This is a genomic window from Amycolatopsis sp. NPDC000009 (assembly GCF_055563465.1).
Genome location: NZ_JBVHDI010000001.1, coordinates 818,163 through 843,128, shown reverse-complemented (window position 1 = coordinate 843,128; position 24,966 = coordinate 818,163). Strand labels below are relative to the sequence as shown.

Annotated in this window: 23 protein-coding genes and 1 pseudogene; 3 read left to right on the top strand and 21 right to left on the bottom strand. The window is 69.2% G+C overall.

What is annotated here, in order from left to right; all coding sequences use genetic code 11:
- Positions 1–184 precede the first annotated feature (184 nt).
- The 16 genes from ACZ3HL_RS04255 to ACZ3HL_RS04180 all read right to left on the bottom strand — a co-directional run bounded on the left by ACZ3HL_RS04255 (position 185) and on the right by ACZ3HL_RS04180 (position 16,009).
- Positions 185–1,279, bottom strand: a complete 1,095-nt coding sequence (locus tag ACZ3HL_RS04255) for an FAD-dependent oxidoreductase (protein WP_465528708.1) — start codon at positions 1,277–1,279, stop codon at positions 185–187.
- Between the two features lie 74 nt (positions 1,280–1,353).
- Positions 1,354–2,298, bottom strand: a complete 945-nt coding sequence (locus ACZ3HL_RS04250) for a ferritin-like domain-containing protein (RefSeq protein ID WP_465528706.1) — start codon at positions 2,296–2,298, stop codon at positions 1,354–1,356.
- Positions 2,299–2,385: 87 nt separating this feature from the next.
- Positions 2,386–3,630, bottom strand: a complete 1,245-nt coding sequence (locus ACZ3HL_RS04245; protein WP_465528704.1) for an aspartate aminotransferase type Ic — start codon at positions 3,628–3,630, stop codon at positions 2,386–2,388.
- 484 nt (positions 3,631–4,114) lie between these two features.
- Entirely contained in the window at positions 4,115–4,609 is a 495-nt protein-coding gene (locus ACZ3HL_RS04240; protein WP_465528702.1) for a hypothetical protein, read from the bottom strand.
- Positions 4,606–5,094 carry a hypothetical protein gene (locus ACZ3HL_RS04235; RefSeq protein ID WP_465528700.1) on the bottom strand — a complete coding sequence of 163 codons (489 nt, stop codon included), beginning with the start codon at positions 5,092–5,094 and terminating at the stop codon, positions 4,606–4,608. Before ACZ3HL_RS04235 ends, ACZ3HL_RS04240 begins: the two co-directional genes overlap by 4 nt.
- Positions 5,094–6,329 carry an MCE family protein gene (locus tag ACZ3HL_RS04230; protein ID WP_465528698.1) on the bottom strand — a complete coding sequence of 412 codons (1,236 nt, stop codon included), beginning with the start codon at positions 6,327–6,329 and terminating at the stop codon, positions 5,094–5,096. The genes ACZ3HL_RS04235 and ACZ3HL_RS04230 overlap by 1 nt, the downstream gene beginning before the upstream one ends.
- Positions 6,326–7,531 (bottom strand): MCE family protein, encoded by a 1,206-nt coding sequence (locus tag ACZ3HL_RS04225; RefSeq protein ID WP_465412043.1) that lies wholly within the window; start codon positions 7,529–7,531, stop codon positions 6,326–6,328. The genes ACZ3HL_RS04230 and ACZ3HL_RS04225 overlap by 4 nt, the downstream gene beginning before the upstream one ends.
- Complete coding sequence (locus ACZ3HL_RS04220) at positions 7,528–8,709, bottom strand: MCE family protein (RefSeq protein WP_465528696.1); 1,182 nt, start codon at positions 8,707–8,709, stop codon at positions 7,528–7,530. Before ACZ3HL_RS04220 ends, ACZ3HL_RS04225 begins: the two co-directional genes overlap by 4 nt.
- Positions 8,706–9,737, bottom strand: a complete 1,032-nt coding sequence (locus ACZ3HL_RS04215; protein WP_465412041.1) for an MCE family protein — start codon at positions 9,735–9,737, stop codon at positions 8,706–8,708. Before ACZ3HL_RS04215 ends, ACZ3HL_RS04220 begins: the two co-directional genes overlap by 4 nt.
- On the bottom strand, positions 9,734–10,771 hold the full coding sequence (locus tag ACZ3HL_RS04210) for an MCE family protein (RefSeq protein ID WP_465528694.1): 1,038 nt from the start codon (positions 10,769–10,771) through the stop codon (positions 9,734–9,736). The genes ACZ3HL_RS04215 and ACZ3HL_RS04210 overlap by 4 nt, the downstream gene beginning before the upstream one ends.
- A gap of 238 nt (positions 10,772–11,009) precedes the next feature.
- Positions 11,010–12,359 (bottom strand): MCE family protein, encoded by a 1,350-nt coding sequence (locus ACZ3HL_RS04205; RefSeq protein WP_465528692.1) that lies wholly within the window; start codon positions 12,357–12,359, stop codon positions 11,010–11,012.
- Positions 12,356–13,204, bottom strand: a complete 849-nt coding sequence (locus ACZ3HL_RS04200; protein WP_034322613.1) for an MlaE family ABC transporter permease — start codon at positions 13,202–13,204, stop codon at positions 12,356–12,358. The genes ACZ3HL_RS04205 and ACZ3HL_RS04200 overlap by 4 nt, the downstream gene beginning before the upstream one ends.
- A gap of 1 nt (position 13,205) precedes the next feature.
- On the bottom strand, positions 13,206–13,991 hold the full coding sequence (locus ACZ3HL_RS04195) for an MlaE family ABC transporter permease (protein ID WP_125675589.1): 786 nt from the start codon (positions 13,989–13,991) through the stop codon (positions 13,206–13,208).
- A 92-nt stretch (positions 13,992–14,083) separates the two neighbouring features.
- Positions 14,084–14,845 (bottom strand): glucose 1-dehydrogenase, encoded by a 762-nt coding sequence (locus tag ACZ3HL_RS04190; RefSeq protein WP_465412038.1) that lies wholly within the window; start codon positions 14,843–14,845, stop codon positions 14,084–14,086.
- 16 nt (positions 14,846–14,861) lie between these two features.
- The gene (locus tag ACZ3HL_RS04185; protein WP_465412037.1) at positions 14,862–15,746 is read right to left on the bottom strand and encodes a 3-oxoacyl-ACP reductase; all 885 of its coding nucleotides are present in this window, start codon (positions 15,744–15,746) and stop codon (positions 14,862–14,864) included.
- A 71-nt stretch (positions 15,747–15,817) separates the two neighbouring features.
- The gene (locus ACZ3HL_RS04180) at positions 15,818–16,009 is read right to left on the bottom strand and encodes a ferredoxin (protein ID WP_465528690.1); all 192 of its coding nucleotides are present in this window, start codon (positions 16,007–16,009) and stop codon (positions 15,818–15,820) included.
- A 102-nt stretch (positions 16,010–16,111) separates the two neighbouring features.
- Here ACZ3HL_RS04180 and ACZ3HL_RS04175 point away from each other — a divergent pair, with 102 nt between their 5' ends.
- The 3 genes and pseudogenes from ACZ3HL_RS04175 (at position 16,112) to ACZ3HL_RS04165 (ending at position 19,880) form a co-directional block, all read left to right on the top strand.
- A complete protein-coding gene (locus tag ACZ3HL_RS04175; RefSeq protein ID WP_465528688.1) occupies positions 16,112–17,293 on the top strand; it encodes an acyl-CoA dehydrogenase family protein in 1,182 nt (393 codons plus the stop codon).
- Positions 17,294–17,302: 9 nt separating this feature from the next.
- The gene (locus ACZ3HL_RS04170) at positions 17,303–18,376 is read left to right on the top strand and encodes an acyl-CoA dehydrogenase family protein (RefSeq protein ID WP_465528686.1); all 1,074 of its coding nucleotides are present in this window, start codon (positions 17,303–17,305) and stop codon (positions 18,374–18,376) included.
- Positions 18,373–19,880, top strand: a pseudogene (locus ACZ3HL_RS04165) (long-chain-fatty-acid--CoA ligase). Before ACZ3HL_RS04170 ends, ACZ3HL_RS04165 begins: the two are co-directional and overlap by 4 nt.
- Here ACZ3HL_RS04165 and ACZ3HL_RS04160 read toward each other — a convergent pair.
- From ACZ3HL_RS04160 to ACZ3HL_RS04140, 5 genes are all read right to left on the bottom strand, one after another.
- Complete coding sequence (locus ACZ3HL_RS04160; protein WP_465528684.1) at positions 19,877–20,500, bottom strand: helix-turn-helix transcriptional regulator; 624 nt, start codon at positions 20,498–20,500, stop codon at positions 19,877–19,879. The pseudogene ACZ3HL_RS04165 and the gene ACZ3HL_RS04160 sit on opposite strands and share 4 nt — an antisense overlap.
- Positions 20,501–20,659: 159 nt before the next feature.
- The gene (locus ACZ3HL_RS04155) at positions 20,660–22,426 is read right to left on the bottom strand and encodes an ABC transporter ATP-binding protein (RefSeq protein WP_465528682.1); all 1,767 of its coding nucleotides are present in this window, start codon (positions 22,424–22,426) and stop codon (positions 20,660–20,662) included.
- A complete protein-coding gene (locus ACZ3HL_RS04150) occupies positions 22,423–22,854 on the bottom strand; it encodes a lasso peptide biosynthesis B2 protein (RefSeq protein ID WP_465528680.1) in 432 nt (143 codons plus the stop codon). The genes ACZ3HL_RS04155 and ACZ3HL_RS04150 overlap by 4 nt, the downstream gene beginning before the upstream one ends.
- The gene (locus ACZ3HL_RS04145) at positions 22,851–23,108 is read right to left on the bottom strand and encodes a lasso peptide biosynthesis PqqD family chaperone (protein WP_465528678.1); all 258 of its coding nucleotides are present in this window, start codon (positions 23,106–23,108) and stop codon (positions 22,851–22,853) included. Before ACZ3HL_RS04145 ends, ACZ3HL_RS04150 begins: the two co-directional genes overlap by 4 nt.
- Positions 23,105–24,949 (bottom strand): lasso peptide isopeptide bond-forming cyclase, encoded by a 1,845-nt coding sequence (locus ACZ3HL_RS04140; RefSeq protein ID WP_465528676.1) that lies wholly within the window; start codon positions 24,947–24,949, stop codon positions 23,105–23,107. The genes ACZ3HL_RS04145 and ACZ3HL_RS04140 overlap by 4 nt, the downstream gene beginning before the upstream one ends.
- Positions 24,950–24,966: the final 17 nt, after the last annotated feature.

The following is a 24,966-nucleotide window of genomic DNA, read 5'->3' as shown; positions in this document are numbered from 1 at the left end:
GGTGGGCGGGGTGGGTTTCGCCAACGCCATTTTCCAACTTTTGCGGTTTGCTATTGGGCATCCCCCAACACCGGGCCGGAAAGGCGCCCTTCACCACGCACAGAAGAGGGCTTTCGCAATGCCCCCGACGATCATCCACTGTGGACAGATCCGTCTCGAAAGTCACATGCGGCGAAAGCGTCCTTCAACCGATCTTCGCGTCCCACTCGATATGGTGCCGGTACAGCCAGTTCCGGTCCCGGTCGGACGTCGTCCCCGACGACACCGCCGCGCTACCGGCCACCAGCTCCTCCACCCGCGCCCGCCGCAGCCGCTCGTAGGCCGCGAAAGCCGTTGGCGCGTCGGGAAGATCCCGCAAACACTGCGCCAGCACGACACTGTCCTCCAACGCCATCGAAGCGCCCTGCCCCGCGGCGGGCGAGGGCGCGTGTGCCGCGTCGCCCACGAGCACCATCGATTCGTTGAACCACACCGGTGTCGAGGGGACGTCGTAGGAGTGACCGCCGAAGACGTCGTCTCCGGTGGACTGGATGATTTCCGCGGCGGGCAACGGTTCCCCGTCGAAAGCGGCGAAAGCGGCCGAGCGCCATTCGGCCGGTGACAAGCCGGAGCGCACGCCTTCGGCGGTGGGAAGCCGCGCGAACCAGTACGTCGCGCCGTCGGGCGTGCTCGTGTAGCCGAAGTAGGCATGCAGGCTCTGAATCATCCGATAGAGGGACGGCGCCTGCGGGATGCCCGGGTCGGTCGTGTAGCCGTAGACGACGTCGAGACCCGTCGAGCGCGGAGGCGGGCAGTCCGGGTCGATGATGGTCCGGACGACCGAGCGCAGGCCATCGGCGCCGATCAGGATGTCGCCTTCGGCCACGGAACCGTCCTCGAAACGAGCGACGCCCGGCGTGGCCGAAACCAGCCGTTTCCCGCGCTCGAAGGTGATCCCGCGCGAGATCGCCTCCTCCTGCAGCGCGCGATAAAGCGACGCTCGCGTCATCGTGCGCGGTCCGGCGAGACCGTCGATGTCGAACGAGCGCCGTTCGGCGGTCCGCCCGTCCGGGGTGACGAGTTCCAGGCCGACCGCGCCGAAGGAGTTGTCGATCACCGGACCCTCGGCGCCGATCGCACGCAGGGCGTCCATGCCGTTGTGCATGATCGTCAGGAACGCGCCCGCGTCCTCGCCGCCGGACGGATACGCCTCGTGGACGCTCGCCTCGATCCCGGCCCGCCGCAACGCCATCGCGGTCACCGTGCCCGCGATGCCGCCGCCGATGATCACAGCCTTCACCGCTGACCCCCTGTCGTGTCGCCGTCACCCGAACCTACCGGGAAACGGCGACACGAGAGAGCGGTCAGCGGTGCTCACGCGCCGCCGCTGGCGACGATGTCGCCGTTGACCCCCTTGGGGAAGAACCCGCCCTCCTTCACCGGACCGGGGTTCAGGTAGACGACGTTCAGCACCCGGTCGGCGCCGCGGCCGAAGCAGATGCCGTTGTTGTCGGCGGGCACGATGTTGGCCTGGTTGCCGAGCAGGATGCCCTGGTCGTCGTCGCCGGGACCGTCGAGGGTGTCGCGGGCGTTGGAGATCTTGGCCGCCGCGTCACCGAGGCCGCGGTCGAACAGCGAGGTCCGGATGGTGGCGGCGTGGTAGGCCTCGGCGGCCAGGATGCCCGCGGCCGCGTCCAGGAACGTCTTGTTGGTGATCAGCGGCGCGGCGCCCTTGTAGGCCGTCACGCCGACGTCCTCGAACAGGAACGCCGCCAGCAGGAAGTTCTTCTCGTTGGCGAACGGGTCGAACTGCTGGTACTCGCTGATCAGCCCGGCGGCGCGAGCGGCGGCCGTGAAGCTGTTCTTCAGGTCGATCTCGGGCCGCGACACCGCGGCCTCCCCCAGCGCGCCACGCAGGAACTTGACGTGCGCCACCTCGTCGCCCGCGATCTCCTTCGCGAACTGGTGCAGCGTCTTGTCGTGGAACATCACCTTCTTGCCGCCGACGACGCCACCCTGGGCGCCCACGCCACCGGTGAGGTCGTCCGGCAACCCGCGGCCGTGGACGGCGAAGGAGTAGAACTCGGCTTCGAGGTACTCCAGGTTGAGCGCGAAGTTGAGCACGGCGGCGTCGCTGGGGGCCGCGGCGGCAGCGGCGTCACCCGTGGCCGACGCGGACGAAGTGGCCTGAACCCCGAGATAGGTCGCGCCGACCACACCGAGCCCCGCCGCGCCCGCGGCCTTCAGGAACCGGCGGCGATCCGTGCGGTTCTCGGCGCTGCGCGAGATCAGGGTACGAACGAAGGGCTTTCCGAACACGAGTGGTTCCTCTCGTCTTTGCGGTGCACACCCACCCACTCGGACGTTCGGAACCACTCGTGGCCCGGATTGGAGAAGATCTCGAACTTATTTCTTCGTCGCCGCGGCAAGGCGAACGCAGACCGCGAGACCACGGATGGCCTCTTCGACCTCGGCCAGCTCGGGGTACGTCGGCGCGATGCGGATGACGGCGTCCTCGGGGTCGTCACCGTACGGGTGGGTCGCGCCGGCCGGGGTCAGGGCGATCCCCGCCTCCTTGGCCAGCCGCACGACCTCCTTGGCCGTCCCGGACGGCACGGTCAGCGAGATGAAGTACCCGCCGGTCGGCTTGGTCCAGGACGCGAGGCCCGATTCGCCGAGTTCCTTGGTCAGGATCTCGTCGACGGCCGCGAACTTCGGCCCGATGAGCTCGGCGTGCTTGCGCATGTGCTCGCGGACGCCGTCCTCGTCGCGCAGGAACTGCGCGTGGCGGAGCTGGTTGACCTTGTCCGGGCCGATGGTCCGCTTGCCGATGAGGCCGGTCCACCAGGCCAAGTTCGCCTCGGAAGCGCCGAAGAAACCGACACCACCACCCGCGTAGGTGACCTTCGAGGTGGAGCCGAAGACGAACACGCGGTCGGCGTTGCCCGCCTCGGTGGCCAGCGCGAGCAGGTCCGCCAGCGGCGCCTCGTCGTCGGTGAGGTGGTGCACGGCGTAGGCGTTGTCCCAGAAGATCCGGAAGTCCGGGGCGGCCGTGGTCATCGTCGCGAGGCGGCGCACGGTGTCGTCGCTGTAGGTGACGCCGGTCGGGTTGCTGTACTTCGGCACGCACCAAATGCCCTTGACCGCGGCGTCCTCGGCGACGAGGCGCTCGACGACCTCCATGTCCGGGCCGGTCTCGGTGAGCGGCACCTGGATCAGCTCGATCCCGAAGCGCTCGGCCAGCGCGAAGTGGCGGTCGTAACCCGGCACGGGGCACAGGAACTTGACGCTCGGCTCGTCGGCCCAGCGGCGCTCGGCGCCCGGGAGCTTGCTGAGGAAGGCCTGCACGATCGAGTCGTGCATCAGCTCCAGGCTGGAGTTGCCCGCGGCGAGCAGCTGCTCGGCCGGGACCTGCAGCGGCCCGGCGAAGATGCGGCGGAGCTCGGGCAGGCCCTTGAGGCCGCCGTAGTTGCGGACGTCCGTGCCGTCTTCGGCCTTGCGCACGTCTCCGGGGAGGGCGAGCAGCCCGTCGGCGAGGTCCAGCTGGCGAGGGGACGGCTTGCCGCGGGTGATGTCCAGGGAGAGGCCACGGTCGACGAGGGCCGCGTAGTCGCGGCGGGCGCTCTCGACATCGACAGGTGCAGTGGTCATGCCTAACGCTAAACCCGGCGGCGGTCCGGCGTGAGACGAGGGTGGCCCTAGGCCCCGCGCACACAAGATCCCATAACGGTTCCGGCGTGTTTTTCAGCGTTCGTAACGAGGCCGAATCCTCTATTTCCCCGCCGGCTCGTCCCGCATTCTCGGGTAGCGCGAGGAAATGGCAGCGAAATGGGCGTCGGTGACACTGCTGGCGGTGGGAACGCTCGCCGCGTGCGCGGTGCCCATGCAGGGAACGGCGACTCCGGCCAAGGTCACAGGCGTGATTTCCCCACCGCGTGGAATCTCGGCCGGCGAAAGGCGGCACTTACGCCTCCTGGGCCAGTGGATACGCGACGACTTCGTGGGCCGACATCACCGTGCGGAGCGTGAGCGTCGACCTTTCGGCCCGCCAGACCGACGGTTCACCCCGCACTTTTTCCGGTTCTTACACCGTTTCCGACGGCGTGATCACCGGAGCGAACATGAAACACCTCTCCTAGAGCGGGGTGAGCTGAGAGATCTTCCACCGGCCGTCGACGCGCTGCGCGGTGACCGAAAGCTGGGACACCGAAGACCGCGGGGCGCCGCCGCCCGCGGTGAGCGTCTGCTGGTCGAGGAACAACAGCACCTCCGCCTGATCGCCGCGCAGGGACCGGACACCCAGCGACCGGACCGTCGTCGTCCGCACGAGCTTCTGTTCTTCCGCACGTTTGCGTGCCGACGCGAACTGATCCCGGTACTGGCCGGTCGCCTCGCCGGTCAGCACCTCGCCCGCGGCCCGCTCGGTACGCGCGAGGTTGCTGTAGTCGTAGGAGAACACCGCCTTCACCCCGGCGCCGACCTGGTCCGCGACCTCGGCCGTGGCGGCCTGGTCCACCAGTGCCGCGTTGCCGTCCGAGCCCAGTGAGGACGCCTGGAAGCCGAACCACACGGCGCAGCCGGTGGCCACCACGATGATCGCGAGCAGGATCCGCGGGACGCGTCCGGTCATGATCCCGCCGCCTGGACCGCGCTGACCTTCCAGCCGCCCTCGACGCGCTGGTAGTCCACGGTCAGCCTGTTCACCTTGGGCACGGCCGAGCCGCCGCCGGTGCTGACCCGCACGTCCAGCACGGCCATCAGCCGCGCCGTCCCGGCGGTGGCGTCGAGTTCGGTGACCGCGGCCTGCTTGAGCTCGGCGGTGGCGACGGTCTTGCTCGCGTTCGCCCGGTCGATCTGGATCTGCCGGTCGCCGGTGAGATCCTTCCCGAGCCGTCCCGTGGTGACGCCGAGCCAGCGGTCGACGTCCTGGGCGCCGCTGCGGTAGTCGATCGTGTTGAGCACTTCGAGCTGGCCGGACGCGGCGGCCAGGACGGCTTCCCGTTCGCGGCCCCTCGCCAGGCCGTCGTCCCGGGCGGCGCTCCACCACGACCAGCCGAACCAGGCGGCCGCGAGGACCGCCAGCGCGGCCACGACGGTGAGGGCGCGGGTGAGCACTACTTGCCGCCCAGCAGCGCGCCGAGCCCGCCGGGGGCGGATCCGGTGAGCAGGCTCAGCACACCCGGGAGCTGGGCGGATTCCGCCGCCTGCGGGGTCTGCTTCGGCCGCTCCGGGACCGCGGGCGGTTTCCCGGCGTACGGGGCGTTCTGCGAGCCGCGCACGCCGGTGGGGCTTCCTGGCGGCTCGGCGCAGTACGCCTGGGTGTTCACCGGCGCCTCGGTGGTGTCGTTGGCGGGACGCTGCTTCGTGCCCTCGTAACCCTTCGTGCACGAGACCGGGTCGAAGAAGTTGAACACCACGCCCAGATGGCCGGTGCCGTCCGGCGAGGTCGAACGCGAGAACGCCGAGATGATCGGGTACGCGACGAGCAGTTCCTCGATCGCGTCGGTGCGGGCGGAGGTGATCTGGGCCGTCGTGAGCGTGTTCGCGAACAGCACCCCGAGGTCGGTCCCGGAGACCGCGAGCACGTCGCTGATCTGGCGGCTCAGCTTCGGCGCCTCGTCGATCACGCGCCGCAGGTCCGGGTCGGACGTCTTCAGCTGCGCGGCGATCGTCTTGAGCCCGCTGGAGAACTGGGTGATGTTGTCCGCCTGCCGCCGCTGCGTGTCGAGCACGGTGCGCGAGTTGGCGAGCAGGCCCTGGGTGTCGGGCAGGTACTGCGTCGCGGTCGCGGTGAGCGAACCGGTGCTGTTCAGCAGCTGCCGCAGATCCGGGCCGGCGTTGGCGAACGCCTCGTAGGTCTCGTCGACGACGGTCTTCAACGATTCCGGCTTCACACTCGACACCAGTTTGTCCAAATTGGACAGAACGGTTTCCGGCCCGAGCGGGATCGAGGTCTTGTCGCGTTTGATGACCGAGCCCTCGGTCAGGTACGGCCCGTTCTCGTGCATGGGCAGCAGATCGACGTACTGCTCCCCCACCGCCGACCGGTTCGCGACCGCGGCCTTGGTGTCCGCGGGGATCTTCGGCGCATCCGAATCGATGTCGAGGCCCAGGTCGATACCGTGTTCGGTGAGCGTCATCGACGCGACCTTGCCGACCGCGACACCCCGGTAAGAGACCTCGGCGTTGACGAAGATCCCGCCGGAGTCCACGAGCTGCGCGGTGACGAGGTAGCCGCGGGTGCCGAAGAGCCGGTCCAGCCCGGCGTACTTGCCGCCCGCGTAGACGACCGAAACCACCGCGATGACGACGAACGCCGCCAGCTGGATCCTGGTCTTGCGCGTGATCACCGGCCACCTCCCAGCAGCGGCCCGAGGATCCCGCCCAGTACGCCGCCGAGCACGTCACCCTGCGGTGTCTGCGGAGCCTGCGGGAGATCACCGGCGGGAAGCGGCAGCACCGGTGGCGCGGCACCATTGTTGAACGGGATCGCGCCGGGCGTGCCGGTGCCCTGGGTGCCCGGCAGCTGGATGATCGGCTGCGAGGAGTTGTTCATGTTCTCCAGGAACGTGTCCAGCTTCAGATCGATCTTCGCTTCCACGTTCGCGTAGTCGCCCTTGATCACGTTGCCCGCGTAGTCCGGGAACGGGTACGTGAGCAGGATCCGCAGCGCCGTCGGCAGGTCCTGGCCCGCCTCGGTCAGCTTCTTCAGCGTGGGCTGCAACGCGCGCAGGTTCGCGACCAGCGTGTCCTTGCTCGCGTTGATCGTCTCGGTCGCGACCCCGGACAGCGTGTTCAGCGACTGCAGCATGCCGACGAGCTGATCCCGTTGCTCGGTCACGACCTTGAGCCCCGGCGAGAGGTTGTCGAGCGCGTTCGTGAGGTTCTGCGTCTGGCCGACGAGGGTCTTGGACAGCTTGTCGAGACCGTCGATCGCGCGCAGGATCTCGCCCTTGTGCCCGTCGAGTTCGGTGGCGAGCTTGTCCACTTGCGACAGCAGGGAGCGGACCTCGGCCTCGTTGCCGGTGAGCGCTTCGTTGAGTTCGTGGCTGATCTTCTGGATCTGCTCGACCCCGCCGCCGTTGAGCAGCAGGGAAAGCGCGCCGAGGACCTCTTCGACCTCGGGGTTGCGGTTCGTGCGGTCCAGCGGGATCTTCGCGCCCTCGGCGAGCGTTCCCTCGGGTTTCTCGGGGGCGTGCAGGTCGACGAACTTCTCCCCGAGCAGGCTCGACTGCCGCAGCTCGGCACGGGCGTTCGCGGGCAGCGCGATGTCGCCGTTGACGACCATGCTCACCCACGCCGAGCGCGTGTCCGGCGCGAGATCGATCTTCTCGACCCGGCCGACCGGGACGTCGTTGACCTTCACACTCGCCTGCGGCACGAGGTCGAGGACGTCGGAGAACTGCGCGGAGAGCCGGTACGGGTGGTCGCCGAGATCCGCACCGCCCGGCAAGGGCGTGTTGTACAGTCCCGAAAAACCGCCGTCACTACAGCCGGCCAGCACGAGGACGCCCGCCATCACTCCCGCGATCTTCTGCCGCTGCCGCCTCATTTCGGGATCCCCTTGGTCATGACGTCGACGAGCGGGAGCGGCAGCGGTGGCAGTTCGCCGCTCTGCAGCGAAGCCAGCACCTGCGGGACGGACGGGAGTTTCAGCGTGCCGTCGAGGACCGGCGCGAGCTGCTTGCAGATGTTGCCCAGCGCGTCCGGGATGGGCTTCGGCGTGCTCGCGCTGATCAGGCGGCATACGGTCAGGATCGGCGGATGCGTCAGCTCGTTCAGGTTGTCCCGCACCGCGATCGTCCCGGACGCGGCGTCGTAGGAGTTGATGAAGTTGGTCGCGCCGGTCGGCGCGATGTCGATCACCTCGGCGAGCGAGGCCCGCTGGTCAACGAGCACCTTCGTCAACCCCGCCAGCTTGTCCACATTGGACGAGAGGAGATCCTTGTTCTCCGCGACGAACTTCTCGACGTCGCCCATCGCCGTCGCCAGGGAGGTCAGCGCGGCGCCAACGTCGGCGGAATCCGCGGCCAGGAAACCGCTCACGTCCGCGGCCCGGCGGTAGAACTCGTTGAGCTGCTTGTCGCTTTCGGCCAGTGCGCCGGTGAAGGAGTTCAGGTTCTGCACCGTGGTGAACAGGTCTCCCTTGGAGCTGTCCAGCGTCTTGGCCAGTTCGGACAGCCGCGTCACCGTGGTGTTGAGGTTCTTCCCGTTACCGCCGAGGTTCGCGGCCGCGGTGTCGAGCACGTCGGACAGCGCGCCGTTCTTGTTGGCACCGTTGGGTCCCAGGCTGGTCGAGAGCTTGTCGAGACTCGTGTAGAGGTCGTCGAGTTCGGCCGGGGTCGCCGTCTTCTCCTTGGCGATCACCGTGTCCGAGGCCATTTCCGGGCCGCTCTCGTACGCCGGGGTCAGCTGGACGTACCGGTCGCTGACCAGGCTCGGCGCGACGACGACGGCTCCCGCGTCGGCCGGGATCGGGGTGTCGCCGTCGATCCGCATGTCGACCCGGACCGCCTCGCCCTGCGGCGTGACCCCGGTGATCTCCCCTACCTTCACGCCGAGCACCCGGACCGACGAGCCCGCGTAGAGCCCGACGGTCTTCCCGAAGTAGGCACTGATCCGCGTCCCGCCCGGCTCCTTGAAGACCAGCCACAGTCCGGCGGTCACGAGCAGCACGAGGACGCAGGCGAAGGCGACCCAGTTGTAGAGCGTGCGGGTCCGGGTGCTCATCGTCCGCCCACCCCCTGGTTCGGCGCCGCGATCGGCGGGGTGCAGCCCTCCGGGTTCACCTGGAACGCGCCCGCGATGATCGTCGGCGGCAGCAACCCGCACAGGTAACCCTCGAACCAGCGCCCGTTGCCGGTCGCGTTGGCGCCGACGCGGGCGAACGGCGCCATCAGCGCGAGACTGCGGCTGAGATTGTCCTGGTTGCGCTGCAGGATGTCGGTGACCTTGCCGAGTTTCTCCAGCGTCGGCTTCAGTTGTTGCCGGTTGTCGGCGACGAGACCGGACAGCTGCGCGGAAACCTGTTGCGTGCCCTTGAGCAAGGTGCTGATCGCGTCCTTCCGGTTCTGCAGTTCGGCAAGCAGGAGATTGCCGTCGTCGAGGATCCGTTTCAGCTGGGCGTTGCGGTCGGAGAGGGTCTTGGACACCTTGCTCGTGTTGGCCAGCAACGTCTTCAGATCACCGTCGCGTGAGGACACCGTCTTGGACAAGGACGAGAGACCGCTCAGCGCGTCCTTGAGGTACTGCGGGCTGTCCTTGAGCGCGTCGGAAAGGACGGTGAAACTCGTCGCCAGCTGCGCGGTGTCGATGTCGCCGACCGTGCCCGACAGCTCCTGGAACGCGTCCTGCAGCTCGAACGGCGTCCGCGTACGGTCGAGCCCGATGGTCGTGTTCGGGTCCTGGCGGCCTTTGCCCTTCGGTGTGAGCGCGAGGAACTTCTCACCCAGCAGCGTTTTGATCTCGATCGACGCGGCGGTCGCGTCGCCGACCCGGACATCCTTGACCCGGAACTTCACCAGCACCTTCTTGCCTGCCAGCTCCACCGAGCTGACCTGCCCGACCTTGACCCCGGCCACCTGGACCTCGTTGTCCGGCGCCAGGCCGGCGGATTCCCCGAAGTACGCGGAGTACGTCGTCCCGCTGCCGAACAACGGGATCCGGTCCGAGAAGTACGTCGTCGCCGTGATCAGCACGATCAGGATCAGCGTCACGCCGCCGACCACGGCCTGGTTGCGTTCCTTGAGCGGCTTCACGGCCCGCACCTCTCCGGTCGCTGCGTGCCGGGCAGCGGCGTGATCGGCAGTTCGATGTCGAGCGACTTGATGCCGATGCTGCCGGAGATCCCGCACAGGTAGTAGTTGAACCAGCTGCCGTAGCTCAGCGTCCTGGTGAATTTCTGCAGGTTTCCCGGCAGCACCTGCAGGAGATGGTCGAGCAGCTGCTCCGAATCGCCGAGGTTCTGCGACAGCGCGCCGAGCTGGACGACGTCGTCCTTGAGCGCCGGCCGCGCGTCGGCGAGCAGGCCGGTCGTGGCGACGGTGAGGTCGCCCAGTGCCTTGACCGCCTCCCCGATCGGCTGCCGCTGCTCGGCGAGCCCGGTGACCAGCCGCTGGGTCTGGTCGATCAGCTCGCCCAGCTGCGGCGAGCGTTTCTCGACCGTGCCGAGCACGGTGTTGAGGTTCGCGATGACCTCGCCGATGATCTTGTCCTTGCCCGCGATGGCCGACGTGACCGACGCCGTATGCGCCAGCAGGCTGGTGATCGTGCCGCCCTCGCCCTGGAAGACCTGGATGATCTCGTAGGAGAGTTTGTTGACGTCCTCGGGATTCAGCGCGCGGAAGAGCGGTTTGAACCCGTTGAAGAGCACGGTCAGATTGAGCGCCGGTTTGGTGCGCTCTGGCGGGATGACCCCGCCGCGTGGCAACGACTTCTCGTCCCCGATGTCCGTGCCGAGCGAGAGATACCGCTGGCCGACCAGGTTGCGGTACTTGATCGTCGCGGTCACCGACGCCGGCAGCCGGTGCGAGGTCTGGACGTCGAAATGGACCTGGGCGAGGTTGCGGTCGCCCTCCTCGACCTCGATCTTGCCGACCTGGCCGACCTTCACGCCGACGATGCGGACGTCGTCGCCCTCCTTGAGGCCGGACGCGTCGGTGAACTTGGCCGTGTAGCCGGAGGTCTCGCCGAAGTTGGTGTTCGCGATGGTGGCGCCGAGGATCGCGGTGAGCAGCACCGTGACGACCGCGAAGACGAGGATCTTGACCAAGTCGGGAACGAAGGACCTCATCGGGTGCCCCTCCCGGCTCGTGAGTGGCCAGGACGGTTAGAACCGTCCTTACCGCTCACGAGACCCCAGCGTGTCCGGTCGCTTCCTGCCGTCGCGGGCCGAGCACGTTGCGAAAGCCACTTTCGCAACGTTGAAGGTTGCGAAAGTGGCTTTCGCAACGTCGGCCGACCCACCGCGCGCGTGTCGCGAAAGCCACTTTCGGGACATCGTCCGGCGCCCGGCGCGCTCGCCTGAGTCCTCATCGCAGTTCCACCTCCGCCCCGCGGTACAGCGGCCCCACCAGCAGACTCCCCCAGTTCGGCACCTGATCCGGCGTCGTGCCCATCGTCGGCGACACGAGCAGGTCGATCAGCCGCTGTTCGTCCGGCGTGTTCACCACCGAACCGCCCGCGCTCCCGCCCGAAGGCACGGTCCCGTTCGAGGGCAGGGTGCCGTCAGGGTCGCGCGGCGCCGCGGGCTTCGAGGATCCGTCGTCGATGGCGCCGTCCGGCGGGTACTGCGGCCAGCGCCCCGGCGGCGGCACCTGCGGGTAGCAGCGAGGGCCGCGTTTGTCGTTGTACTTCGGCTCGTCGACACCGGGCAGGTACTTGCCCCGGCTCGGGGTGAACTCGATGGTCACCCGGCTGACCTCGGGATGCGCGGTGCCCTTGCCGAACGCGAGTTCCGCGCGCGGCACCGATTCGGCCAGCTGCTTGAGCAGGCACGGGTACTCCGGCGCGTACTTCGCGAGGACGTCCAAAGTGGGCTGGAGGTTGGTGGTGAGCCGGATCAGGTTGTCCTGGTTCACCTTCAGGAAACTCGTGAGGTCGATCGAGGCCGCGGTCACCGTCGAATAGACGTCGGCGAGCCCGCGCTGGCTCTCGACCAGGGTCTTGCTCGTGGTGGTCAGATCCGCGAGCGCGGCCAGCAGATCCGGCGCGGCCTTGTCGTAGATCGCGGCGGCGTCGGCGACCCCGGTGATGTCGGCCTTGAGATCCGGCAGCGACGGGTTCACCTTGCCGAGATAGTCCGACAGCCCCGCCATCGTCGCGCCGAGCTGCTTGCCCTGACCGTCCAAAGCGGACGCGACGGCGTTGAGCGTGCTGGCCATCTTCTCCGGCTGGACGGCCTGCAGCAACGGCATCACGTTGCCGAGCACGGTTTCCAGCTCGATCGCGCTGCTGCTGCGGTCCTGCGGGATGACGTCGCCCTCGGCGATGTGCCGCGAAGCCTCTTTTGAATGTTGCAGCTCAGGTATCTGCAAAGCGACATACCGTTCGCCGAACAACGTCTTCGGCAGCAGCCGCGCGGACACGTTCGACGGGATGACCGACGTCTTGTCCGGTTGCAACGCCAGTTCCATCGTCGCGCGATCGCCGTGCGCCTGGATCGCCCGGACCTCGCCGACGACCATCCCCCGCACCTTCACGTCCGCGCCCACGCGCATCTGGTTGCCGATGCGATCGGTCTCGAGTTTCACCATGGTCACCGTGGTGAAGGCCTTCTGGTAGAAGGCGATGGTGGTGACGAAGAACAGCACGACCACCACGAGGAAGATCAGGCCCAGCACCTGGTGCCGGAGCCGCCGCAGCAGAATCCTCCTGTTCACCCGGAAATCCTCACCGTCGTCGTGGCGCCCCAGATCGCGAGGCTGAGGAAGAAGTCGAGCACCGAGATCAGCACGATCGACGTCCGCACCGCGCGCCCGACCGCGACGCCGACCCCGGCGGGCCCACCGCTGGCGGTGTAGCCGTAATAGCAATGCGACAGGATCACGAGCACGCTGAAGATGATCACCTTGAGGAACGACCAGAGCACGTCCTCGGGCGGCAGGAACAACGTGAAGTAATGGTCGTAGGTACCCGCGGACTGGCCGTAGAGCCAGATGGTGATCTGCCGCGAGGCGAGGTACGACGAAAGCAGGCCGACGGCGTAGAGCGGGATGACCGCGGTGACGCCGGCGATCACCCGTGTCGTCACCAGATACGGCAGGCTCGGCACACCCATCACTTCGAGCGCGTCGATCTCCTCGGAGATCTTCATCGCGCCGAGCTGCGCGGTGAACCCGCAGCCGACGGTGGCCGAAAGCGCGAGCCCGGCGGAAAGCGGCGCGACCTCACGGGTGTTGAAGTAGGCCGAGATGAACCCGGTCAGCGCGGCGGTGCCGAGCTGGTTCAGCGCGGAGTAGCCCTGCAGGCCGACGATGAGACCGGTGAACAGCGTCATCCCGATCATCACGCCGAGCGTCCCGCCGATCACCGCGAGCGCGCCGGTGCCGAAGCTGACTTCGGTCAGCAGGCGGAAGATCTCGCGGCCGTACCGCCGGATCGTGCGCGGGGTCCAGGCCAGCGCGCGGAAGTAGAACGACAGCTGGCCGCCGAAGCCTTCCAGCATCGCGCCGGGACGCGCGATGATTTCGAGCGTCCGGTCCGAAACAGCGGGTTCGCCTGCCATGTCACATCGCCTTCGGCGGGACGATCCGCAGGTAGATCGCGGTCAGCACGACGTTGATCAGGAACAGCAGCAGGAACGTGATGACCACGGCCTGGTTCACCGCGTCGCCGACGCCCTTCGGCCCGCCCGCCGGGTTCAGCCCGCGGAACGCCGCGACCACCCCGGCGACGAAACCGTAGAGGAGCGCCTTGATCTCGCTGATCCACAGATCCGGCACCTGCGCGAGCGCGTTGAAGCTGGCGAGGTACGCGCCGGGGGTGCCGCCCTGCATGACGACGTTGAAGAAGTAGCCGCCGAGCACGCCGACGACGCTGACCAAACCGTTCAGCAGCACCGAAACCACGATGGCGGCGAGTACGCGGGGCACGATCAGGCGCTGGATCGGGTTGACCCCGAGGACTTCCATCGCGTCGATCTCTTCGCGGATCTTGCGGGCGCCGATGTCGGCGCAGACCGCGCTGCCGCCCGCACCGGCCACCAGCAGCGCGGTGATCAGCGGGCTCGCCTGCTGCACGATCGCGAGCGCGCTCGCCGCTCCGGTGAACGACTGCGCGCCGATCTGCTGCGTCAGCGAGCCCAGCTGCAGGGCGATGACGGCGCCGAACGGGATCGCCACGAGCGCCGTCGGCAGGATCGTGACGCTGGCGAAGAACCAGCACTGCTGGATCCATTCGCGGAACTGGAACGGGCGTTTGAAGATCGCGCGGAGGACTTCCCACGACAGGGTCGCGAGCCTGCCGACCTGTGTGAGCGCACCCGTACCGGGGACGGACACCGTCGCTCCCACAGAACCTCCCAGCTCGCCTGCCCCGAGTCTTACTCCACCTGTCAACGCCCCATTGCGTTAGCGGTGTTCACTCTGCTCTCGGCACCTCCGGTTCAAAACTTGAGTGCGTGCGTCGCGGTCGCGCCGCCGTCCGCGACGAACTCCGCGCCCGTGCTGTACGAACTTTCGTCACTGGCCAGGAACAACACGAGTTTCGCGATGTCCTCCGGCTGCCCGACGCGGCCGAGGGCGACCTTCTTGCCCACCCACGACATGTCGACTTTCTGCCCGCCCGCGGCGGCCGCGACCATCGGGGTGTCGATCGCGCCGGGATGGACCGAATTGACCCGGATGTTCTTCGCGCCGAGTTCGAGCGCGGCGACCTTGGTCATGCCGCGGATCGCGAACTTGCTCGCGGTGTACGCGACGAGGAACGGCATCCCGGCGAGCCCTTCGACTGAGGACACGTTGACGATGGAGCCGCCTCCGGCCCCGGTCATCGGTTCAACGACCGAACGCATCCCGAGAAACGCCCCGATCTGATTGACCCGGACGACGCGTTCGTAGTCGGCGAGCGTGGTCTTGCCCAGTTCCGAGAAGTGCAGGATGCCCGCGTTGTTGACCAGCACGGTCGGCGGGCCGAACTCCGAGACGGTGCGCTCGATCGCGGCGTCCCATTCGGCCTCGTCGCCGACGTCGAGATGCTGGTAGACGGCGGACTCGCCCAGATCGGCGGCGAGTTTCTTGCCGTCGAGGTCGTTGATGTCGGCGATCACCACGCGCGCGCCCTCGGCGACGAACAGCCGCGCGGCCGCCTCGCCCTGCCCGCGGGCGCCGCCGGTGATCAGCGCTACCTTGCCGTCGAGCCTGCCCATCGTCATCTCCTCCGATTCACGGCAGCGACATGATCTCGGACGCGGAGAACATCCGCTCCGGGTCTCGGTCGGCGAAGTAGCCGCCCACGCTGGTGGCGAGTTCTTCGGGGGTCCAAGTGCCGTTGGCGGTGTCGAACCGCTGTTCCACCGACGGCGGCCGCATCAGCGCGACCATCCCGCCGTAGACGAGGAACACCTGGCCGTTGACGCGGTCGGCGTCCGGCGAGCAGAGGAAGGACACGAACGGCGCGACGTGGTCGACCGACAGCGGGTCGATCCCTTCCGGCGCGTCGGCGCCGAAGACCCCCTCGGTCATCGCCGTGCGGGCACGCGGGCAGATCGCGTTGGCGCGGACGCCGTACCGCGAAAGACCGCGTGCGGTGGAGACGGTGAGCGCGGCGATGCCCGCCTTGGCCGCACCGTAGTTCGGCTGGCCGGGCGCACCGAGCAGGAACGACTCCGACGCGGTGTTGACGACCCGGCCGTACACCGGCGCTCCGTCCACTTTGGACTTGTCGCGCCAGTACGCCCCGGCGTTGCGCGAAAGCAGGAAATGCCCGCGCAGGTGGACCCGGAGCACGGTGTCCCATTCGTCGTCGGACATCGAGAAGAGCATCCGGTCGCGCAGCACGCCCGCGTTGTTGACCAGGACGTGCAGCCCGCCGAAGTGGTCGACGGCGGCGGTGAGCAACGCGTCCGCGGTCGCGGATTCCGACACGTCGCCGGTGACCGCGACGGCCTTGCCGCCCTCGGCCTCGATCTCGTCGGCCACCGCCTGCGCCGCGGCCGACACGTCGTTGACCACCACCGACGCTCCCGCGGCGGCCAGCGCCAGCGCCTCGGCCCGGCCGAGTCCCGCGCCGGCCCCGGTCACGATGGCCGTCCTGCCGTCCAAACTCACTCCAGGCCTCCTTGCCTCTCCGCACACACTAGAATCTGTTCTCGCTCGATGCAAGCAGCAAATAAACGGTGCTAACCACGTATGAGCAGGGCATTTTTCGGGCAGCTCGCCACGGCTTGAGTAACACGTTCTACTTGGCTCTGCGGAACTTCCGCCGACGCGAGGACAAGTTCCTCGTCGTCATCGAGATCGAAGACCTCCGGCGCGAAGCCGACACAGATCGCGTTCGCCTCGCAGAGCGAGCGATCGACGTCGATCTCCATATTCCCTCCTCGCCGCCACACTGGTACAACTAGAACAGGTTCTACCTTACCGCCGCGAGCGGCCATGGCACCAGTAACGAGCACCGACGGCAGAGGTGACGGATGCGGATCGACTACACGCCGGAGCAGCGGGCGCTGGCGGCGGAACTCAGGGAGTACTTCGCCGGGCTGATGACCCCCGAACGCCGTGAAGCCCTGGCCGGTGACGGTGGCGAGTACGGCGACGGCCTGGTGTACAAGGAAATAGTCCGGGACCTCGGCAGCGCGGGCTGGCTCGCGCTCGGCTGGCCCCGCGAGTACGGCGGGCAGGACCGGCCGATGCTCGACCAGCTCGTCTTCACCGACGAGGCGGCCGCGGCGGGGGTGCCCGTCCCGTTCCTCACGGTGAACACCGTCGGGCCGACGATCATGCGCTACGGCACCGAAGAACAGAAGGCGTTCTACCTGCCCAAGATCGCCGCCGGCGAGCTGCACTTCGCGATCGGCTACTCCGAGCCGGGCGCGGGTACCGACCTGGCGTCCCTGCGCACCCGCGCGGTCCGCGACGGCGACGACTACGTCATCAACGGCCAGAAGATGTGGACGAGCCTGATCGAGTACGCCGACTACGTCTGGCTGGCCGCCCGCACCGATCCCGACGCCCGTAAGCACAAGGGCCTGAGCATGCTGATCGTGCCGACCTCGGCCCCCGGCTTCTCCTGGACGAAGGTGCACACGGTCGCCGGTCCGGGCACGAGCGCGACCTACTACGACGACGTGCGCGTGCCGGTGGCCTCCCGGGTCGCCGGGGAGAACGAGGGCTGGCCGCTGATCACGAACCAGCTCAACCACGAACGTGTCGCGCTGACCTCGGCCGCCCCGATCCAGACGTCGCTGCGCGAGGTGCGGAGCTGGGCGCAGACCACGAAACTGCCCGACGGCTCCCGCGTCATCGACCAGCCGTGGGTGCGGCTGCACCTGGCGCGGATCCACACGCACGCCGAATACCTGAAGCTGCGGAACTGGCGGATCGCCTGGGCGGCCGCGAGCGGCGACCTCGGCCCGGCGGAGGCGTCGGCGACGAAGGTGTTCGGCACGGAGTTCGCGACCGAGGCGTACCGGCTGATGATGGAGATCCTCGGCGCGGGCGCCGTGGTCCGCGAAGGCTCCCCCGGCGCGCAACTGCGCGGCCGGATCGAACGGCTGCACCGGTCTTCGCTGATCCTCACCTTCGGCGGCGGGACCAACGAGATCCAGCGGGACATGATCGCCGCGACCGCCCTCGGCCTGCCCGTCACGCGCTAGGAGATACCGATGGACTTCACGCTCACCGAGGCGCAGCAGGATCTCGCTTCGCTCACGCGCCGGATCCTGACGGACAAGGTCACCCCGGACGTGCTGGGGCCACACGGTTCCGGCGGCTTCGACGCTCCACTGTGGACCGCGCTGGCCCAGGCCGGGGTGCTCGACGCGGCGCTGCCGCAGTCGGTCGGCGGTGGCGGGTTCGGGCTGCTGGAGCAGTGCTCCGTGCTGGCCGAGATCGGCCGCGCGGTCGCGCCCGTGCCGTATCTGACGTCGGTCGTCCTGGGCGCCGCCGCCGTTGCCGAATTCGGGGACGGGAGACTTGCCGAGCGCTGGGTCGTCCCGGTGCTGCGCGGCGACCACGTCCTCGCGGTGGCACTTCCGGACTACGGCGTGCCCTGCGGATTCACCGCCGAGGCCGACGGGGACGGGTGGCGGTTGACCGGCGCGCAGACCGCGGTGCCGTCGGGGGCGTTCGCGCACGGGTTCCTCGTCGAAGCCGCGATCGACGGCGGCCGTCAGGTGTTCCTGCTCGACCGGGACGCCGTGACGGTCTCGCCGCAGCGAACCGTCGACCACGCCGACGCGGCACTGGTCGAGCTGTCCGGCGCGAAGGCCGCCACGTCCTTGGGCGACATCGGCGAATGGCTGCGGCTGCGGGGCACGGTCGGCGTCTGCGCGCAGCAGCTCGGCGTGGTCGAACGGGCTCTGGAGCTGACGGCGGCGTACGCGCGGGAGCGCAAGCAGTTCGGCAACCTCATCGGGAGTTTCCAGGCGGTGCGGCAGCGGCTCGCCGACGCCTACGTCGACGTCGAGGCCGTCCGGCTGACGTTGTGGCAAGCGGCCTGGCGGCTGAGCGAAGGGCTTCCGGCGGCCGAAGAGGTCGCGACGGCGAAGTTCTGGACGGCCGAGGCCGGGCACCGGGTCGCGCACACCGCCGTGCACGTCCACGGCGGGGTCGGCATCGACGTCGACCACACCCTGCATCGCTACTTCGTCGCGGCGAAGCGGCTCGAGTTCATCCTGGGCGGGGCGACCGCGCAGCTGCGGGGACTCGGCGACCTGCTGGCCGCGGACCCGGCATGACCCCCACGGTCACGGAACTCCTGCTCGCGCGGGCGGAGGACCGCTCGACCGGCCTGCTGTTCGAAGACCGGCGCTGGACCTGGGCCGAGCACGTCCGGGCCTGCGCCGGGCACGCCGCCGCGCTCGCCGGGCTCCTGCGGCCCGGCGGGCACTTCGGGCTGCTGGCGGACAACGTTCCCGAGTTCTCGTTCCTGCTCGGCGGCGCGGCGCTCTCGGGACACGTGCTGGTCGGCTTGAACCCCACGCGCCGGGGCGCGGCGCTGGCCCGCGACGTCGCGCTGGCCGACTGCGAGCTGGTGTTCGCCGAGGAGAAGTACCTTCCGCTGCTGTCCGAGGCCGGTGTGCCGGTGCTGCCGCTGAGCGAGCTGGAGCCGGCACGGGAGGCTGTCGACCCTGTGGCCGCGAAACCGGAAGACCTGCTCATGCTGATCTTCACCTCCGGCACGAGCGGTGACCCGAAGGCCGTCCGGTGCACGCACGGCAAGATCGCCTACCCCGGCGAGATGCTGGCCACCCGATTCGGTCTGTCCACAGAGGACACCGTGTACGTGTCGATGCCGATGTTCCACTCCAACGCCATCATGGCGGGCTGGTCGGTCGGCCTCGCCGCGGGGCGGGGATCGCGTTGCGGCGGCGGTTCTCGGCCTCCGGGTTCCTGCCGGACGTCCGGAGGTTCGGGGCGACGTACGCCAACTACGTCGGCAAGCCACTGTCCTATGTGCTCACCACGCCTGACCGGGAGGACGACGCCGACAACCCGCTGAAACTGGTCTACGGCAACGAAGGCGCGGAAGCCGATCTCGCCGCTTTCGGGGCGCGGTTCGGCTGCCACGTGGTCGACGCCTTCGGTTCGACCGAGGGCGGCGTGAACTTCGGCAGGGACGCCACCACCCCGCCCGGTTCGCTCGGCCGCCTGCTCGACGGTGTCACCGTACTCGACCCGGAGACCGGAAAACCCTGTCGCCCGGCGGAGTTCGATGAAGGCGGGAAGCTGCTCAACGCCGCCGAGGCGGTCGGCGAACTGGTCAACACCGGCGGCCCTGGCTTCTTCGCCGGGTACTACGGGGATCCGGCGGCCGAGGCCGAGCGGATGCGCGACGGGATGTACCACACCGGCGATCTGGCCTACCTCGACGCGGACGGCTACTGCTACTTCGCCGGGCGGCTCGGCGATTGGCTGCGCGTCGACGGCGAGAACCTCGGCACCGCCCCGATCGAACGCGCACTCCTCCGGCATCCCGCTGTCAGCGAGGCCGCCGTGTACGGGGTGCCGGATCCGCGGGTGGGCGACCAGGTGATGGCCGCGCTGGTCTGCCGGTCTCCGATCGACGTCCGCGAGTTCGCGGCTTTCGTTGCCGGACAAGGCGATCTCGGGCCGAAGCAGCGGCCGCGGTTCGTGCGGATGGTCGAGGAACTCCCGCGGACGGCCACGCACAAGGTGCTCAAGCGGGAGTTGGCGGCAGAGGGGACCTCGGGCGCCCGGGAACTGCGGTACCGGGACTAGACGCGCTTGCTCATGCGGCCGAGCCGGAAACCCAAGGCCATCCGCGAGGTGGTGCCGAACCGGTCGTGCAGCTCGGACACGATCGTGCGCACGGTCCTGCTGCTCATGCCGAGGCGGTTGGCGACCTGATGGTCCGTGGCCCCCTCCACCAGCAGGTCCGCGACCTGCAGCTGCCGTCCCTCGATGCAAGCGCCCCGCCAGGGCCCGCCACCGAGCGGCCGCGACTCCGACCACAGGATCCCGAAGAACTGACCGCAGGGACCGACGAGCGGGGGACGCAGCACCAGCGCGCCCGCGTGCAGGCTCACGTCGTCGAGCGGCACGACCGCGTACCGGGCGTCGAAGACCAGCATGTGCCGCAGCACCCCGCCGTACACCCTGATTTCGGTCTGCCTGGCCTTTTCGTGGTGCCGCACCAGCTCACCGCCCGCCAGCCGCGAGCCGACCACCAGCCGCCGGCGTCCTGGGCCGAAGAGCATCGACTCCAGCAGCGCCGGGTCGCAGACGCCCGCCCTGCCGCCGTCGGAAAGAATTCCGGACACGAGTTTGGCGGTTTCACAAAACCGGTCGATACGCCTGAGCGTATCGCACCGTCCCGACAGCACCTCCACGAATTCCATTTGCCGAGTCAATCGGCCATCGGCCAGTCGGTTGTAGATCATCTGAGCATCATCACCGGCCCATCCGAATAGCCATCCGACATCCCAGCGACCTATTCTCAAGAGCATTCGGAGGATGCGACAGGGCCATCCGGGGGACGAGATGTCCACAATCGGGGATTATCCGGCGGAGGCCGCTCCGGCCGGACTACTCCGGGTAGACCGGTCATCGGACAACTGATTCTCGACGAGCCGCCGGTAGAGCGGGCAGGACACGGTGAGCTCGTCGTGCGTGCCGTCGCCGTCGACCCTGCCCTCGTCGAGCACCAGTATCCGGTCGGCGCGGCGGACGGTGGCCAGCCGGTGCGCGATGATCAGCAACGCGCATTCACGGCCGGCCCGCTCCAGCGCCATGGTCAGCGCGAACTCGTTGATCTGGTCGAGATGGGCACTCGGCTCGTCGAGAAGCAGCAGGTCGGGCCGAGTAAGGAGGGCACGGGCGATGGCGACCCGCTGCCGCTCACCGCCGGACAGCATGTTCCCGCGTTCGCCGACCTGGGTATCCAGCCCGTCGGGCAGGCCGGCGACGAGCCCGGCGAGGTTGACCATTTCCAGCACCCTCGCCAGTTCCTCCCCGTCGGCGTCCGGTGCCGCGTACACGAGGTTTTCCCGCAGCGTGCCGTGCACGATGGGCACATTCTGGTCGACCAGTGCCAGCCGGGAACGACTGTCGGAAAGTGACATTCCGTTCAGGTCGACACCATTCAGCAGCACCGTCCCGGAAAAGGGCTGATAAAAACGCTCGACCAGTGAGAAGACTGTCGACTTTCCCGCCCCCGATTTTCCGACCAGCGCCACGCTCGTCCGCGGTTCGACCCGGAACGAAACGCCGTCAAGCACCGTCCTTTTCCCGTAGGAGAATCGGACGTCGCGAAATTCCAGCACCGGCGCGGACCGCCCGGGGGCTATCGGTGAGCGGGTCGCCGTGTCGCTTTCGACGGGCAAGCGGGAGGCCTCGTGCACCCGCTGCAGCGCGCCCATGCCGCGCTGGACGAGGCCGATTCCCTGGAGCAGGGAGATGAGCGGCACCACCAGATAGGTCGCGTACAACAGGAACGCCACCAGCTCGCCCAGCGAGGTCGCGTTCGCCGCCACCCGCGCCCCGCCGACGAGCAGCACCAGCAGAAGCGAGCCGCGGATGGCCAGCTCGACGGCCGGGGTCATCACCGAGGTCAGCTTGGCCGCCTGCACCCCCGCGGCGAAGGCCGACTCCGCCCGCTCGCCGATCCGCCGCTCCTCTCGCGGCTCCGCCCGGTTCGCGCGCACCATCCGGATCGCGCCCAGCGCGCGTTCGAGGTCCGCGGTCATCTCGCCGACGCCGCGTTGCGTCCGCTCACCCGCCGCGCGGAGCCTGCCGAGCAACGCGACCACCACGACGGCGGCGACCGACACGGTCGCCGCCACCAGACCGAACAGCACCGGGTCGAGCAGCAGCATCAGGACCGCCGTGCCCAGTCCGGTCAACCCGCCGGCGACGAGTTGGACCGACGCGGTCGACACCACGTCGCGCAGCACGGTGGTGTCGACGCTGAGCCGGGAGATCAGGTCGCCGAGCCGATGGTCCTCGTAGGCGGGCATCCGCAGCCGCAGCAGCCGCGCGATCAGCCGCCTGCGCACGCTGAGCACCACGCGTTCACCCGACCGCTCCAGCATGAACAAGCCGAGCCCGTCCACAGCGGCCTGGACGAGGAAAAGCCCGGCTATGCCCGCGATGAACCACCAGGAAAGCGGCCGCGTGCCCACCGAGTCGATCCCGTGCCGGACCAGCAACGGCTGCAGCATCCCCAGTCCGGACGCCGCCACGGTGAGCACGATGGCCAGTGTCAGCACGCGACGGTGGCCCGCGGTCAGCCGCAGCAGATCCCGGAAGCCCGCCCGATCGCTCATCGGGCCCGATCCGGCGGCCCGACCGCGACGAGCTTCGCGAAGTACCCGGCGGAGACCCCTTCGCCGACGGGCTGCCCGTCCACCTCGACCCAGGCGTGCGCGCCGAACGGCGGCCGCGACCGGACGCCGACGCACCACGTCGGCCAGGTACCGCGCAGCCTGCACAGCAGCGTGACCGCCAGCGACCTTGGCAGACAGCCTTTCGGGCCGAGACAGGCCAGGCTGACCGCGAGCACCGCCTCCCTCGCGGCCTCCGCCTGCTCGTGGGTGGCGGGCCGGGCGCCGCGGCGGAGCACGCCGAAGACCAGCCGGATCCGGTGGGGCGGCAGCATCGCGACCAGCCTGGCCGCGGCGACCGCGAACCGCGCGGCGAGTCGCCGCGCGAACGGCAGTGACCGCGACCTGCTGAGCGCGCTCGGGGTGGTCACGGCGTCACCAGGCCCGCCGCGCGCAGACCCTCCACCAGCGCGGTCACGTCCTGCTCGGCGCGCTCACGCGAGACGTCGTATTCCTCGATGAGCGCGCCGGCGGCCTCTTCGCTGTCACCGCCGTCGAGCAGCGTCCGCACGACGATCCGGCCACTCGGGTTGAGCTGGAAATACCGGCCCTTGCGCTCGTCGAGCAGCACGGAACCATAGTCGGTGTCCACAATGGACACGTTGGAACGGAAGGCGAGGCTCATTTCTCCTCCAGAGAGAGCAAAGGCTTCGAGAACGTGCGCAGCCAGACCTCGCAGCCGATGGTCGGATACAGGATGCCGTCGCGGAGCTCCGGCGTTTCGGGCCGCGATGCCAAGGCGGTCAAGCGATTCCGGTCGACGAGGCCGAGCTCGGCCAGCCGTGAGTCCGTCCACAGCTCGCGCAGGTCGCCCCGGCTGGCCCGCAGCCCCGCCGCGGCGTCCATCGACGCCTGCGCCTTGCTGGTGCGGGCCAGGCATTCGCCGGGTACCACGCCGCGCATGGCTTCGGTGAGCACCGGTTTGTACGCCCACGGGGTCACGCGGTCGTCCGGCCTGATCGACAGGCAGGCCTCGATCACCCGGTCGTCGAGGAAGGGCGACTGGATCGGCAGCCCGGCCCTGGCGCTCATCTGCTCCCATTGCCGGATGATCCGGGTGCAGGACAGGATCTGCTCCAGGTCCGCGTGTTCGCCCCTGGTCCCACCGAGCGGCTCCGCGGTGAGCGCCGCGTCGCGGATCGCCGCGATCGCCAGCTCTTCCGCCTCCGGCGTCGCCCAATCGAACAACCGGGGCGGAGTGCTCCAGCCCAGCGCCGAGGTCACCGGTGCGGTCTTCGCCGCGCGGACGTCGGCCGCGGCGTCCGAGAGCCACCGGCGGTACGACCGGGAATCGGCGAGCGCGCGGGCCATGCCGCCGAGCGGCCAGGCGAACAAGGCACGGAAACCCCGTAGCGCGCCCAGTGCGAACAACGGGCGTCGCCGCAGAACCGTGTGATAGTGCGCTTCGGAGCACCAAGCGACATGATCGCCGCCGATACCGGTCAGCCGGACCCTGCTGCCCTTGGCCGCCAGCGGCGCCAGATCGCTGAGCAGCCTGGCCCGGTCCATCATCCCGATGGTCGGCTCGTCGAGCGGATCGTCGATTTCGAGCAGGCCCGCATAGACCAGCGGAGACGCGGCGACGTCCCACACCACGTGCTCGACCTCGGGCAGATGCGCCGCCGCACGCGTCGCCCAGGCGAGGTCGTCGTCGGCAGGGTCGAGTCCTGGCCAGGTGCTCGCCACGATCTTCGCGTCGCCGCGTGCGGCGAGGAAGGTCACCGAGGTCGAGTCCAGGCCACCGGAAAGGTCGCAGGCGACCACGCCCCCGGCGGCCGTGCGCGCGTCCACCGCGGCGGTGAGCGCTTCCCGCACCAGTGGCGCGCCTTCCGCGAGCGAGCGTTCCGGGCGCGGCGGATTCCACCACCGCACCGTGCGGGCGGCGCGGCCGTCCGGCGCGAGCACCAGCGCGCTACCCGGCTCCACCCCGTGCACCCCGCGCCACATCGGCTTGTGCAGCAACGGATGCGGGACCGGGAAGAGCAGCCGGACCGCGAGCATCCGCTCGTCGATGTCCGCGCCGGCCGCGTGGGCGAGGATGTCCGCGCGGTCGGCCGCGACCACCACGCCGCCGACCGTGGTGTGGTGGACCAGCCGCAGGCCGGACGCGGTGCCCTGCACCCGGCAGTGCCCGTCCACCGACGCCACCAGATGGAAGCTGCCCGGCAGTTTCGCCGCCAGCGCGTCGAGCCCGCCGGGATCGCGCAGCCGTGCGGCCGCGACGGTCAGTTCCTTCTCGGTGACCGGGCACCAGCCGATCACCGCCAGCCTGGTCCGCCCCGCCGAGGCCACGACGATCCCGTCATCCGGCCACCGGCCGGTCAGCCACGGGCGCCCCGACGCGTGGGCGAGCGTCCGGGACCCAGGTGCGTGCAACCGCGGGGCCACGGCGAGGGCGGCTTCGTGGTCGGGAAAGACCGCGAAGTACTCCTCGCCGTGACCCAGCGTGTCAACGACACGACGCATCGACGCAGACGGTCAGC

Excerpts from the sequence above, each read along its gene's own strand:
- ACZ3HL_RS04245 (WP_465528704.1), bottom strand. The coding sequence starts at position 3,630 with ATGACCACTGCACCTGTCGATGTCGAGAGCGCCCGCCGCGACTACGCG.
- ACZ3HL_RS04240 (WP_465528702.1), bottom strand. The coding sequence starts at position 4,609 with ATGACCGGACGCGTCCCGCGGATCCTGCTCGCGATCATCGTGGTGGCC.
- ACZ3HL_RS04225 (WP_465412043.1), bottom strand. The coding sequence starts at position 7,531 with ATGAGGCGGCAGCGGCAGAAGATCGCGGGAGTGATGGCGGGCGTCCTC.
- ACZ3HL_RS04220 (WP_465528696.1), bottom strand. The coding sequence starts at position 8,709 with ATGAGCACCCGGACCCGCACGCTCTACAACTGGGTCGCCTTCGCCTGC.
- ACZ3HL_RS04210 (WP_465528694.1), bottom strand. The coding sequence starts at position 10,771 with ATGAGGTCCTTCGTTCCCGACTTGGTCAAGATCCTCGTCTTCGCGGTC.
- ACZ3HL_RS04200 (WP_034322613.1), bottom strand. The coding sequence starts at position 13,204 with ATGGCAGGCGAACCCGCTGTTTCGGACCGGACGCTCGAAATCATCGCG.
- ACZ3HL_RS04190 (WP_465412038.1), bottom strand. The coding sequence starts at position 14,845 with ATGGGCAGGCTCGACGGCAAGGTAGCGCTGATCACCGGCGGCGCCCGC.
- ACZ3HL_RS04180 (WP_465528690.1), bottom strand. The coding sequence starts at position 16,009 with ATGGAGATCGACGTCGATCGCTCGCTCTGCGAGGCGAACGCGATCTGT.
- ACZ3HL_RS04175 (WP_465528688.1), top strand. The coding sequence starts at position 16,112 with ATGCGGATCGACTACACGCCGGAGCAGCGGGCGCTGGCGGCGGAACTC.
- ACZ3HL_RS04170 (WP_465528686.1), top strand. The coding sequence starts at position 17,303 with ATGGACTTCACGCTCACCGAGGCGCAGCAGGATCTCGCTTCGCTCACG.
- ACZ3HL_RS04160 (WP_465528684.1), bottom strand. The coding sequence starts at position 20,500 with ATGGAATTCGTGGAGGTGCTGTCGGGACGGTGCGATACGCTCAGGCGT.
- ACZ3HL_RS04155 (WP_465528682.1), bottom strand. The coding sequence starts at position 22,426 with ATGAGCGATCGGGCGGGCTTCCGGGATCTGCTGCGGCTGACCGCGGGC.
- ACZ3HL_RS04145 (WP_465528678.1), bottom strand. The coding sequence starts at position 23,108 with ATGAGCCTCGCCTTCCGTTCCAACGTGTCCATTGTGGACACCGACTAT.
- ACZ3HL_RS04140 (WP_465528676.1), bottom strand. The coding sequence starts at position 24,949 with ATGCGTCGTGTCGTTGACACGCTGGGTCACGGCGAGGAGTACTTCGCG.